The 12,681-nt window shown below is 40.0% G+C and carries 10 protein-coding genes; 1 reads left to right on the top strand and 9 read right to left on the bottom strand.

Annotation, left to right across the window (positions count from 1 at the left end):
• The first annotated feature begins 396 nt into the window (after positions 1 to 396).
• Positions 397 to 834 (top strand): hypothetical protein, encoded by a 438-nt coding sequence (locus tag Q4Q50_RS15010; RefSeq protein ID WP_006083674.1) that lies wholly within the window; start codon positions 397 to 399, stop codon positions 832 to 834.
• On the opposite strand, the gene Q4Q50_RS15005 is transcribed toward Q4Q50_RS15010, so the two are convergent.
• The 9 genes from Q4Q50_RS15005 to Q4Q50_RS14965 form a co-directional block, all read right to left on the bottom strand.
• The gene (locus tag Q4Q50_RS15005; RefSeq protein ID WP_006083675.1) at positions 827 to 2,074 is read right to left on the bottom strand and encodes a CDP-glycerol--glycerophosphate glycerophosphotransferase; all 1,248 of its coding nucleotides are present in this window, start codon (positions 2,072 to 2,074) and stop codon (positions 827 to 829) included. The genes Q4Q50_RS15010 and Q4Q50_RS15005 overlap by 8 nt on opposite strands.
• Positions 2,075 to 2,082: 8 nt before the next feature.
• Positions 2,083 to 2,514 carry an adenylyltransferase/cytidyltransferase family protein gene (locus Q4Q50_RS15000; protein WP_006083676.1) on the bottom strand — a complete coding sequence of 144 codons (432 nt, stop codon included), beginning with the start codon at positions 2,512 to 2,514 and terminating at the stop codon, positions 2,083 to 2,085.
• Between the two features lie 2 nt (positions 2,515 to 2,516).
• Complete coding sequence (locus Q4Q50_RS14995; protein WP_006083677.1) at positions 2,517 to 3,962, bottom strand: sugar phosphate nucleotidyltransferase; 1,446 nt, start codon at positions 3,960 to 3,962, stop codon at positions 2,517 to 2,519.
• A gap of 10 nt (positions 3,963 to 3,972) precedes the next feature.
• Positions 3,973 to 5,910: a WecB/TagA/CpsF family glycosyltransferase gene (locus Q4Q50_RS14990; RefSeq protein WP_311899996.1), complete on the bottom strand. Its 1,938-nt coding sequence runs from the start codon at positions 5,908 to 5,910 to the stop codon at positions 3,973 to 3,975.
• A gap of 277 nt (positions 5,911 to 6,187) precedes the next feature.
• Complete coding sequence (locus tag Q4Q50_RS14985; protein WP_063883077.1) at positions 6,188 to 7,243, bottom strand: glycosyltransferase family 2 protein; 1,056 nt, start codon at positions 7,241 to 7,243, stop codon at positions 6,188 to 6,190.
• Entirely contained in the window at positions 7,240 to 8,580 is a 1,341-nt protein-coding gene (locus Q4Q50_RS14980) for an oligosaccharide flippase family protein (RefSeq protein ID WP_063883078.1), read from the bottom strand. The genes Q4Q50_RS14985 and Q4Q50_RS14980 overlap by 4 nt, the downstream gene beginning before the upstream one ends.
• A 211-nt stretch (positions 8,581 to 8,791) precedes the next feature.
• Positions 8,792 to 10,045, bottom strand: coding sequence for an O-antigen ligase family protein (locus tag Q4Q50_RS14975; RefSeq protein ID WP_006083680.1), 1,254 nt, complete (start codon positions 10,043 to 10,045; stop codon positions 8,792 to 8,794).
• Positions 10,000 to 11,415, bottom strand: coding sequence for a GumC domain-containing protein (locus tag Q4Q50_RS14970; protein ID WP_006083681.1), 1,416 nt, complete (start codon positions 11,413 to 11,415; stop codon positions 10,000 to 10,002). The genes Q4Q50_RS14975 and Q4Q50_RS14970 overlap by 46 nt, the downstream gene beginning before the upstream one ends.
• A 13-nt stretch (positions 11,416 to 11,428) precedes the next feature.
• Positions 11,429 to 12,670, bottom strand: a complete 1,242-nt coding sequence (locus Q4Q50_RS14965) for a polysaccharide biosynthesis/export family protein (RefSeq protein ID WP_006083682.1) — start codon at positions 12,668 to 12,670, stop codon at positions 11,429 to 11,431.
• Positions 12,671 to 12,681: the final 11 nt, after the last annotated feature.

Genomic DNA, 12,681 nt, shown 5'->3' with positions numbered 1-12,681 from the left:
CGAACAACAACGCTTTGATTTACTTTATGAACAACATCTTACCAACTTAACCTTGCAAGGCAAGCGGCCTGCAATCATTGATGCCTATAGCCGAGCGATACGCCGCATTGCGACTTATTTTAACTGATGCCCCTACACCCTGACTACCGATGATTTGAAGCGCTATTTTGTCGATTTGATTGCCTCCCATTCATGGAACACTGTCGAACTCGACCGCAACGGCTTGAAGTTTTTTCTACTTTCACGTCCTCAACAAATCTTGGCAATGGCTTAATATTGTTAAGCCACCACAGACTGAACCCCATATATGTCCGATGGTGTTAGACCAGAACATTATGTATTTTGTGGCTTTATCGCTTTCGGTCTATAATGTGAGTTACTATTTTCTTAAAAAAAATGGAAAAATTAGAAGAGTTTTACATAGCCGAACTAGCGAATATTCGACAAGATCCCATTATTTCCAAGTTACTTTCAAAGTTGCCGCCGGAGATAAGTGATAGCTATACGAATGAGCAACTAATGGGTATTAGAATTGCCTTAGGTGACCGTACTTGGGGTAAGCATTTTGTTGATAGTCGTGGTACTTTTTCGCTTCCATTTATTAAGTGGCGTTTTTACTATGTGTTTCTCTTAGGTAAAAATAAACGCGCTTATACTCGCCGTGAAAAGCGGTTTTCATTGCTGGCCTTCTCTACATTAGTGCTCGGTTTTATGCTACTGAGCGTACTGTTTGGACTGCTGCTCTTATATCTACTGAAATCATCCCTAGGTATTAATATTTTCCCCGAGATATCATTAGGAATTTGGGATTGGTTTAAAGACCTATTTAACTAATTTGTGTATTTAATGGAGACTTTAGTAAATTGCGGCGACAGATATAACGTTCAAGCAGCTCAAAGCAGTCTGAATGTTCATTCATTTCTTGCCAATAGAGTTTTTGTAATTGTGTATAGGCAAGATGTAACGTTTCTGTCTGTTTTTTTGATGTATTATTTTTTAATATGTTTATTAATTCTTCGAACCCATATGCAATTAGCCCAGCTTGTGGTAGACATTGACTATATTCGTAACAATTACGGCTATTTTTAATATAGCTTTCATGGTCGAAAAGGTAGAAAACTATAGGGATATTTAACGGTAATACATCAATAAATAAAGATGAATAATCCGTAAGTAACAGATCTACTTGATGTAAGATACCGTAGACATCCTCCCAACTGCTGATATCTCTTACATTAGGGTATGCACTAAAGTGTTTAGCATAATGTCTTTCATTCGGGTGTAATCTTAACAAAAACAAGCAGTCTGAATTGACTAAAAACTGGGATAACACACCCCAGTTGAAGGCTTTTTCGTAGGGGGATTGTACTGTTTCAGTATTACTTAAGTTGGCATCTCGCCAAGATGGGGCATACAGTATGACCTTTTTATAGCTTGTACCATCAGGTTTTGAATTGATACTTTGACATTTATCCGGATAGCGGCGATAAAAATCAGTTCTTGGATTACCGCAACTGAGCAATTGTTTTTTTTGTAATCTGAAGGCGCTGCAAAATAAACGGTCAACTAATGGACTTGGACTGAGCATCAACTGAGGTCGAACATATTCTTGGTGATACAGTAGTGAATGCCAAGTTTTTTGCCAATATGAATTGGATTGATACTTATGCGCTAGAGGTCCGTGGTCTATATCAAACTCAATCCTTTTCAACGGGGAACCATGCCAGAGATTGATTTTAATTGAACCACTAGCAAACCACTGATTGACGTCACCAATATAACTATTATATATGTAAAATCTTGCCGTTAGTGCATGATAAACACCTTCTAAACTCCATCGTTCATAGGCGATAAATCCTTTTTTCCTCAGCGCGTTAACTAGTGATGCATCACCACTAATCCAAATTACATGCATAAATTTATTTTTGTGCCAGTGCAGATATAAATATTTACTGTTATCCGCAAAAAGGTTTTTATAGCAACCAAATACAGCTTTATTTCCTTGCCGCGGAAAAAACCATGAAAGACCATAAATACATTTCTTTAATAATGAAGTAAATAAGTTTGTTTTCATGATGAACCTCACTTAATCAAGGCGGAGGATGGCAATCTGATGCAGTTTGAGCGAGGGACTGCCAAGTTGGTTTTGATTTCAGTGGTTGAAATAGCATCTGTTCTTTCCAAATAAATCACTTGGCAAAACTCTTTTAAATAATCAAATTTCCCCTGCCAATCAGAACCCATACCAAAGATATTCACATTGAGTTCTACAATATCTTTAGCTTTTTGCTGCCAGTGAGTTTCAGGTATCACTAAATCTACATATTTACAGGCACTTATCATCTCTATACGTTGCTGGTAATTAAAAAAAGCCACTTTTCCTTTGAGAGAGTTAAACTCATCTGTTGATACACCAACAATAAGTTTATCTCCCATCGCTTTGAGTCTTTGAAATAATCTCACATGACCATAGTGGAACAGATCATAGGTACCATAAGTGATGATTGATTTCATGATTAATTCCTCTTGCTTGAGTGAGAGTCAATATGGGCTTGTATTGATTGTGTACCCAAGGCTGAATGTACAGCCCTAGAATTTTGTTTTAATAGTTGACGAACTTGATCACGTTTATTCTTTGTCTTGAAGTCTTGCTCTATAATGATTTTTTCTTCTTCTGGTATAGCATATGGTGCGAGTAATTGAACTGGGCCATAAACGCCATGCTTACTTGGTTCTTGTGCTGTATATGGTGATTGCTCTGTTTTTGCACTCAATCCCATTAGATGCAATTTTCCGAGGCACACATGGTAAAGCTGAGGTAATAATGCAAGACCTTGATATGGTATATTAAAGCGCCAACTGTTAAGCAATTTATTTTGATTACTTATTAATTGCATTTTGATAAAGCCATGCCATGAATGTATGACTCCCCAAGTAAACAGTATGGGCCAGAGTGGCAGGCTTAAACATAATAATAATAGGGAAATTAGCCGAATTAAAAAAGACTCAGTATGGGGTATCTGTTTATGACTTGTGGAAATTAATCTAGGATCATTGATTTTTATCGCGGATTTTAGCCCTACATTAATAAGTACATTCTGACTAATAATGCAGTTATCAATATTGAGACCTTCGCCAACAAAGCTATTATCTAAAATTAAGCAATCATTTAAATTACAATCTTTTTCAATCAGACACTTATTGCCAATAACAATTTTATTTTGCATGTTTACGTTAGGTGCAATCCATGTTTGTTCACCTATGGCTCCCCAAGCATGTAGTCGCGAAAGTAACCCTGTTCTTGTTTTGGCTCCTAAGTAAAAATATTTAGTCGGTTTGATACTGGCACTCGGACGTCCCGAGGCTGTCAGCCCGTAAAAGCTTGCATCTGCGATTGTCAAGTTGGCGTAAAGATAGGATTCAAAGCTATCGAGCATGGCGCATTGACCATGTAAAATTTCAGTTATAGCTTCCGCACATAATGTGGTGTTGTCTAATGGCCAATCGAGTAAATGTAAGTGATTTTGGGCCGCTGGCAGCATTAATAATCCTGGATTTAAATCAGCTAGCTTCGGGCGTACTAAGCGTAATTTTATGTTTTTGCTATAATTAACGAAGCAATTTATACAAGGAGAGCGCAATATATCGCCTCGAGCAACTAAGGTTTCCTCATTTAAATCCAGTTTCATTCGTGACATAACTTGAGTAACCGATTCCTGTACTTTAGTCAGGAAATATTCAATCTTTACACCCCAGCGGCTACCATCACCTAAATAAGCTTCTATCTTTTCAGCATGGCTTGAAATAACCAGCTTAACTTGAGTGATTCCTGCATCTGCAACATCTTCGAGCGTATACTCAATTAAGGCTCGATTTCCCACTGGTAGTAGCGCAGGGCAATATTGCTCATCCAATGGCGATAACTCATTTCCATGACGATTCGCGAAAATAATGGCTTGCATAGCATTCTCCTTAATAGGCACCGCGACTGAAGATAACTGCAGGGATTGTTTTAATTAACAAATAGATATCCTCAGTTAGAGACTGTTGATAGATGTAATCAACATCCAGCTCGACTTGCCTGTCAAAAGGAATATTTGAGCGTCCAGATACTTGCCATATACAAGTAATTCCAGGCTTTACTTGTAATCTACGGCGGTCACTGGGGCTATATTGAGCGACTTCTCTAGGTAATGCTGGGCGCGGTCCAACAAGGGACATATCGCCGAGTATGACATTCCAAAGTTGAGGTAACTCATCGATAGAGGTTTTTCGAATAAATTTACCGATGCGAGTGATTCTGGGGTCACATTTCATTTTAAAAATAACCCCACCTTGCATTTCGTTAGCCTTTTGTAGGCTTGCTAAGCGAGCCTCTGCATCCTGATACATAGATCGGAATTTCCACATAGTAAAAGTGTGATTGAACTTCCCAACCCTTTGTTGGCTAAAAAGGACCGCTCCTGGTGATTCGAGGCGAATGAATAACGCCACAAGCAGAAGTAAGGGCGCCAGTAACACCAATGCAAATGCTGCAACACTCACATCCAAACTGCGTTTGGCAATACGATTAAGTAATAAGCGCAGTTGAATACGGCCGCAGCGTTGCTGTGTGCTGGATTTACTCAAATTTGGATAGTTGATTACGTTGGTTTTTGTTTCAGATTGATGTGGTTTCTTATTATTAAGTTGGCGTACTTCTTTTCTTACTCTTAATAAAAACAAAGGATTACCAAATATGTAGCGACGCCACATGCGCCTAGGCTCTTGTATTAGGCGCCAAATCCATTCCATACCCATTTGTCTTAACCAGAGTGGTGCTCTGTTGATGCGATTAGAATAAAAGTCGAATAGACCACCTACACCAATACCAACGGCGGGGCTTAACTTAGAATGATATTTTGCAAGCCACAGTTCTTGTTTAGGTGCACCCATTGCAACCAGTAAAACTGCTGCACCTGATGAGTTAATGATTTTAAGAACCGATTTCGTGTCGGCTTCATGGAAAAAACCATGATGAGTTCCCGCAATCTTAAGCATAGGATGTGAAAGTTGTAATTGTTGCGCAGCTTGATGTGCCACTTCTGGTGCGCCGCCTAATAAAAACAGGGACAGTTCTTCTTTTATCAATTGCTCACAAAGTAGTGGGAGCATATCGGTGCCATTGAGATTAGCTTTTAATCCAACACCTAGCCAACGGCAAGCTATTCTAGCGCCGATTCCGTCGGCAAAAATCGCTTCACAGTTATTTAACTCACGATGGTACTGACTGTCTGTGTAAGCTTTATTGAGGCAGTCAGCATTAACAAAAGCAAATTGAGTTAGGCTTTTCGCCGGTGTTTTTGCTTTCGACACAATAAGATTTAGCATGCCATTCATCGTTGCATTGTGTAGTGACAACCCAAATAGTGAAATTCGCTCTGCTTGTGATGTCTTGTTGGAAGTTAATGCACTATTAATTGTGACTCTGACTAAAGCTAAAAGGTAATTCCACAGACTTGAATATGCTTTCCGTAAAGAGGGTAAACTGTCTTCAAAGTCGATGCCTATCCTGCGTTGCATCGATGAAATTGACACTAAGCCTGGACGGCAAAAAAGCACTGGTTTTGGTTCAAACGAAAAATGAACTTCATCACCCAGTAGACCTATATCACCTTTTATAATATTAATAATAACAGGTAGTTGATGAGTCCACCCTTGATAGGGGAATTGATATAAACCGACCAGGTTATCGATTCCATGAATATAAACGCGCTCTAGCTTAGTTTTATTCATGACTTTGAGATAAAGATAAATACATGAGATTAGAGGGAAGAAAAGCAGCAATGCAGCTAGTGCGATAATGCGATCTGCGAATTGTATTGACCAAAGAGTTGGTATACATGTTTTACTCAGGTTCAATGTGTTCATCATTAACTCCTAACTGACTTTATTGGTTGCTCAAGAGTTACTGCTACTTATTATTTAACTCAGAGCCTTTACCTAACAATGCACAATGTAGGCCATACTTTAAACTCATTGAAAATCATTGATTTAACTTATTTTTTTACAAAGAAAATTTCTTATTTGCAGTTTGCAATGCAAGCTGCAAATAAAAGTCGGAATAAATCAAACGAACTACAGTGATAAAGTTTAACGTTAGGGTTATTAACCCGCATGTGCATATGCGGGATAAGGTCGATAAAGATTACTTAAGATTTGATGACAATACTGAAGGCTTTACACCATCACGTTTAATCCGCATTTTTTGGCGGTATCCTATATAATACTGCCCCGCAGTTTCACAGATTTTGTAGATACTGCTGGGTAGTAACCACTGCAAATAAGCTGCAAATAGCGTTGTTAGTGTGCGACTCGTCTCTGTGATCAATATTGTCGGCGAGGTAATTAAAGCTTGATTAACTAGATTTTTTGCCATTTTCCCATCCCCAAGGCGAATAGCTTGCCGTGCTAAATAGCGAAGTTGATAGGCTCTAGCTGCATTTTCGTGAATCTTTAAGATTTTAGGCGCGAAACGGCGTGCTTTAGTTATCATTTGCTCCCAAGACGCGAGCTGCTTAGTTAAGTTTGACGATAAACCACCATGATTTAATCGGTAATAAGTTAAGGGTTCGGGAATACCTTCCATTTTCCACTGTGTGGTGGCCAAAATACGAAACCAGCATTCAATATCCTCTGACTGGCGAAAATTTTCATCAAAATAACAACTGTAGCTTTCGGTATGATTCAATGCTTGAAAACGGATTTCATTCAATGTTTCGCGGCGGATCACAGGGGCGGAACCATTACCAACTGGGTTTCTGCACAGTAGATGACCAGGATTTATGTTGGTTAATTGTGGCATTTGGAAAAAGTTAATAGGATTTCCATGGTAATCAATAAAACTAGACCGTGAAAAGCTGATCCCTACCTTTGGAGAGTTTTTCAGGTGCTCAACATGGAGCATTAATTTATCAGGATGCCAAAGGTCATCCGAGTCGATAAAAGCCACATAGCGACCAATTGCGTGGCGTATTCCAGTATTACGCGCCGCGGCCAGCCCTTTGTTAGCAGTATGGGTCACTATTCTTATGCGACTATCGGAGAAGTTCTGGCATTTAGCTAAACTGTTATCGGTTGCGCAATCATTCACTATGATGAGTTCAAAATCAGTATAACTTTGAGCTAACACGGACTGAATCGCCTTAGACACAAAGGCTTCAACATTGTAAACAGGCATAATGACTGAAACTGAAGGGATCATAATGAACCTCCTAATGAGGGAGATAGAGTGATTAAGCCAAGTTTTTTGGCCGTGGGTTTCATAACAAAATAAGCAAATAGTGGCATGTAAATCAGGTAGCAAACGAAGATATTCATGGCGACAGTTGTAAGTCCCCACAGTGATCCTAGGCTTATAGCAAGAGTGAGAAGCGCAACAAATCCAAAATTGCACAAGAGATTTAATTGATTTAGGCCGCTTGAGATGAGCAGTTGGCTTGCAGCTTCACCTAATGGGCGCGTTAAACCACTTAAGCACAGCAAAATAAATATAGGCAAAGCGCCAGCATCAAGCCAATGTTCGCCATAAACAATCGGTAAATACCAAGGTGCGAGTATGCTTTGCAAGCTAATAATGGGAAGTGTAACTAACATGATACTGAGCAGGGCGTGACGGTATTTCTGTAATGCGTTTTCACTATCGGGATGACAGAGGTGGGAGTAAAACGCGGTACCAAAACTTTGTACTAGGCCAAGGCTTACACCTAAACTGGCATTTACTGCAAAAAAATATACACCAAGTGCTTCTACGCCTAAAAAATAACCTACTAATAAATAATCGATATTCTGTCTTAATGCTAAACTAAAATCCCCAATACCTACCATAAGTCCGAAGTGCAATAAATTCCGGCATTTTTGTGCACAGGAATGTTTAATAAAATATTTCCCTTGTCTATCAAAAATTGATGTCGAACTGATGGTGAGATGATTGTGATAACGATGGATCCCTATCCAAATTAATACTACCAACACTTTGGGAATAACTATTCCCCATATTCCAAAACCACAAAGTACCAATATTGCAGTAAGAACACTATCAGCAATGGTTTGCCAAAGACTTGCTCTACCAACAACGCGCATTCTATTGTTTCTTAAGTTTGCTGTGGCATAGATCATACCAAAGGGGAGTAATAAGAAGCTTGTTGCCATGAGTATCATAGGCTTAACTATCGACATATCTTGATAGTAAATAGCGATGGGGCCACTGAGTAAGCTCAAGGCAACAAAAGACGATAAACACACAAACCAGTTAAGTCCGTTGGCACTGGCTAAATGGGATATGAAATCAGAGTCTTGCATTTTTATTAATGGTGCAGAGGTTATTCTGCGAATAAAAATACTTATAATTTCAAACGAAGTTAGAATAATTGCCACTTGGCCAAAGATATCTGGCGTGAGTAAACGCGCAAGAATAATACTGCTGCCTAAACGAACGACACGCCCTAATACCTGTGCTGAACCAAGCCAAAGCATATTAGTTGCAAGGCGTTTAGTGCCTTGTATGTGCCATATGGCACCTATCTGCGCTAACGTTTTCATCAAACAACCTATTCAACTGAGTTTGTCCTGATGAGGTAATACAGTTTCTGTGCCATAATTCAAAATTTTATTTATTTTATTAAATAACAATATCTTAGGTTTGCTTGTGATAATGAGTATAGTCGATGCTTTTGTTATAAACATTTGTTGGTTGCAAAATGCAAATCAAGATGCAAATAACACGTAAGAGGCCGGTATCGTAAAATAAGGCTTAATTGGTGGGGTATTTAGTTTGAGTATGAGCGGCGCCGAGAATAACTAATCCAGGCCAGAAAAGGTAAGCAAGGATCTCGAGATTTTCTCCAAAAGTATATAACAGTAGTATGAGTATAATTGCCATACCAACGGCAGAAAGCCGTGATTGCATAACAGAGGATAGTAGGCAGCAAACGCTTACTATCAGTGGTAATGCAAGCGCTATAGCACCGACAATACCTTTTACGAATAATAACCCATACCAAGTGTGATGTGAGCCTATTGGCATGTATTCAACCATATGGGGACCACGTTCAACTATGCCATGACCCCATATTACGGCCTCATTTGCCCAGCGTTCGACGGCAATATTCCCAAGAGCTTCGCGCACACGAGTTGAATCTGCTCTGGCAGCTTTGACGCTATGAATGCTTGATTCTATCGTGGATAGCACAGTCTCTCCGAGCACCCCGGCCAATAAAAAGACTGGGCTCAATAGCAGATAAAGCCAAGGATATTTAGCATAACGAATAAAATTGAAATAAACGATTAGTGCAAAACAGCAAAGTATCGCAAGTCTTGACTGGGAAATGAGTACCATGATTATGCTCCCAATGATCCCGTACAAACGATAGCGTTTATCCGTTTCCTGAAGAGCAAATAAAAAATACAGATTACCCACCATCCCAAGAGCAGGAGCCCATGGAGTAAATAGGCGCCAGCGTGGAATTCCGCTACCAGGGTCGATTTCATATAAGCTTACGCTGAAAAACTCAGGACCAGGACCACCAATAATACTTAACGGTGAGACATAGAGCGTACTTGGTAAACCTACTCTCCAAGCTAAAATGAATAATGGAAATAGTATTAATGTATGTTTACCGACCACACAGCTAGCCCGATAAATTAATTCTGGTCTTATTTGCATTCCGCCTATGAGTGGGAAAATAGCCAATAATGCCCAGCCCTTTGCCCAGCCGATAGAGGATTTTATCAGCTGAGCAAGACCCAACCCTTCTATTAAATGCCCAATGACTAGGGCAAATAACATGAGTAGCATCGCGCCAATCCAACTTATTACGGGAAAAGAAATGCGTATACCTTCGGCATGGAAGAGTACTCGTCCAATGATCTTAAGAACTAAAATCCAACCAATTACTGGTGCTATTAAATACATAGCGCCAAGGATCCAAAAGATGTAGGTCCCAGTAATTGCTAGCCAAACTACTCGTTCGTCAGGATTCTCTGGAGTAAGGGTTTGCGTATCCATAGTATACTCAATCCTGCAATTACCATGATAGAGGCGGCAATGCCACCAATGAGAGTCAAAATAAACCCTAGCTTATCGGCTTTTTCTGGACGGCTGGGCGGTGAAAATAGTTGTAATAAAGGATATGCAGAGAAAATATCAGCTTTACCTACATCTATTTTAGCAATTGCAGAGGTAAATACTGCCGTCGCCAGTTGATGATCTCGATGTAAATCTTCTAATTTAGCGGCATCATCGTTACTGTGTTTTAAGCGAGTTTCCCATAGGTCAATTTGTTCAGTTAATGATGCTAGTTCATCGCTAAACCCTGCATTTTCAGTGGCGAAATTAATTAGTTTTTGCATCAATTCGGCTCGGCCATCAATATCATCCACAGATAGGATCACCATTAATTGTGGATCGCAACGTAAAAGGAGTTTCTGGCAACGACTATTAAGTGCATTTAGCATGACTTTTTGTTCAGTTTTTGCAGTTAAAACTTGGGGATGTTGTTGAGCAAAATTACCGCTTAAACTGACTAAGAGTGAGCTGGACTCAGTATATTTGAGCAATAACTGCTGGAATAATTGATCATTCTTAAGTTTGAGTAGATCCGCAGATTGGCTGGCAGTAAGCGACAGGCTAGACTCCAATAGGTGTTGACTGGCTAGCCCGCCTTCAAGTTTGGCTCTGAGATTGACTTGGCTTTGACGAAGGCGCTCTATTGTGAGTGCCACTTCTTTAAATTGATCGAGAGAAACCAGCCCTGTTTTTGATTGGAATGCTAAAATATTTGACTGACTCTGTTTTACTTTACTGGCGAATCCTTCGAGTCCAATTCTGACCCCATTTTCCCGGATAAGGATTTCATCTGTTCTGAGCTGTGACAACATTATTTGTAAATGTTGATATAGTGCCCATGCTTTTTTCTCGGCTAGCTCTGGAGTCGCGGCATTTATAGTGAATTCCATTAAGCCGGTTTGACTGGGTAACTTCAGTTTAGGCATACCTAATGCCGAAGCCGTGATATTTAGTTCTTTAGCCGTTGTACTGAGTAAAATATCGCTCAAAGCAATAGCCTTATAGTTTTCGCGAGGATCAATTGCCGAACTTAAATAAGGTGAACTGCTTGAACTGCTTGCTTGACCAATACTATCTAAACTTACCATGGCGCCAGCACCTGCGCCGGGTAAAATTAATACCCATTTACTGGTGTAGCGCGTTGGAGTAATGAACAGTATCACGAGTACAAGTAGCCAGATCAAAGCTAAAGTTAATAGTACGGTTTTTATGTATAACTTACGGCGCGCTATTGGAGATAAATTGCTGCCATTGACGAGAGCGCGTTTTATCCACAACAGTTGATGTGTCTCATGACGTGCTTTCATCATAATGTCCTCAGTATTAGAGTAAACCCAAAATACTGGTGGGAATCAGCACATCGGTCAGGCTGCGAGCTATCTCTCGAATATTGGTTATACCTGAGTCATAACAGGCTATGCCGTCACCAGGCAGCAGCACTGGATTCATTTGGGGTTGCCAAGACTGACGGATCAAGCTATCCATTGATCGCTCAACAATATCGGTTTCATCGGATAAGGGATTTCGGGTTACTAAAAGTACATGACGGCTAGCATTAGTACTTTGAGCTCCACCTATACAATTTGCCGCTATCGCTCCTGTGAGTAAGCGTGTGCCATAGGGGAAACGCGTTGCTTCAGTGTCGAGCCCAGATTGAGAATTGCTACTGGCTGGCTGTGTTAAATTTGAAATAAAAACTCTTATACCTGGTATAGTAATTTGTGAAGGCCGTACTAGTTTGTCTTGAAAATTGTGGGAACTGGGAACGAGGATTTGATCTCCCGCACTTAATAAAAAATCGGGAACTGGTTCACCGTTCATTACGCCCGTTAAGTCAAAAGAATACTGTTTATCTCCTCGGATAACCCAGACTTGATTTATTTTTGCATCTGGGCGCACACCACCAGATGAACGCAGTGCGGCACTAATAGTTCTGTCTAGTGCTTGATCTCCGCTATGAATTTTATCGTCGTCTTTGATTTCGGTATCGGATTTTTTATTTATCAAATGTTGGCCAGGTTCAAACACGGCACCAAGTACAGTGACCTCTATAGGAGCCCAAGCGATTGGACTGATGCTGATCCTAATTTTATTAGGGTGCATTAGTTGCTCGTTTACCAAGGTTTGAGCGATCTTTGTTTTAAGCGTATTAATATTACTGCCTTTAGCTAAAATCGGCGGTAAATAAGGTAAGTAAATTTGTCCGTTTGCATCAATCTCAACGTCGGCATTGAAATCATCCCCATTAAAAATACTAATATGTAGCTTATCCCCCACAGAAAGCTGTAAGTTAAGGACGGTTTCTTGATAAAAGTCCGCACTAATCACCTGATTTTCATCAGAATTAAGTACCACGCCCTCTGTTTGACTATTGAGTAGTGCGAGATTTGCCTGTCGTTGATAAGGAACTTGTGTACCGAAGTAATGACAATATTGATCTGACTGCTGCTGGCACAGCTTATCTTGTTGTGAGTGCATAGGGGTGGTGCAGGCACTTAAGGCTAAGCAAAGCAGTGCGGAGCTGCAGTTCAGTACTAATGATTGGTTACCTTGACGGTTATTCATGAGCTTCCCCT

The sequence above is a fragment of the Shewanella scandinavica genome, assembly GCF_031932065.1.
In the GTDB taxonomy this organism is placed as follows: Bacteria; Pseudomonadota; Gammaproteobacteria; order Enterobacterales; family Shewanellaceae; genus Shewanella; species Shewanella baltica.
This window is presented reverse-complemented; position numbering and strand designations above follow the sequence as displayed.

Bases quoted from the DNA above. Each gene is read 5' to 3' on its own strand.
- Q4Q50_RS15010 (WP_006083674.1), top strand. From the start codon at position 397: ATGGAAAAATTAGAAGAGTTTTACATAGCCGAACTAGCGAATATTCGA.
- Q4Q50_RS15005 (WP_006083675.1), bottom strand. From the start codon at position 2,074: ATGAAAACAAACTTATTTACTTCATTATTAAAGAAATGTATTTATGGT.
- Q4Q50_RS15000 (WP_006083676.1), bottom strand. From the start codon at position 2,514: ATGAAATCAATCATCACTTATGGTACCTATGATCTGTTCCACTATGGT.
- Q4Q50_RS14995 (WP_006083677.1), bottom strand. From the start codon at position 3,962: ATGCAAGCCATTATTTTCGCGAATCGTCATGGAAATGAGTTATCGCCA.
- Q4Q50_RS14990 (WP_311899996.1), bottom strand. From the start codon at position 5,910: ATGAACACATTGAACCTGAGTAAAACATGTATACCAACTCTTTGGTCA.
- Q4Q50_RS14985 (WP_063883077.1), bottom strand. From the start codon at position 7,243: ATGATCCCTTCAGTTTCAGTCATTATGCCTGTTTACAATGTTGAAGCC.
- Q4Q50_RS14980 (WP_063883078.1), bottom strand. From the start codon at position 8,580: ATGAAAACGTTAGCGCAGATAGGTGCCATATGGCACATACAAGGCACT.
- Q4Q50_RS14975 (WP_006083680.1), bottom strand. From the start codon at position 10,045: ATGGATACGCAAACCCTTACTCCAGAGAATCCTGACGAACGAGTAGTT.
- Q4Q50_RS14970 (WP_006083681.1), bottom strand. From the start codon at position 11,415: ATGATGAAAGCACGTCATGAGACACATCAACTGTTGTGGATAAAACGC.
- Q4Q50_RS14965 (WP_006083682.1), bottom strand. From the start codon at position 12,670: ATGAATAACCGTCAAGGTAACCAATCATTAGTACTGAACTGCAGCTCC.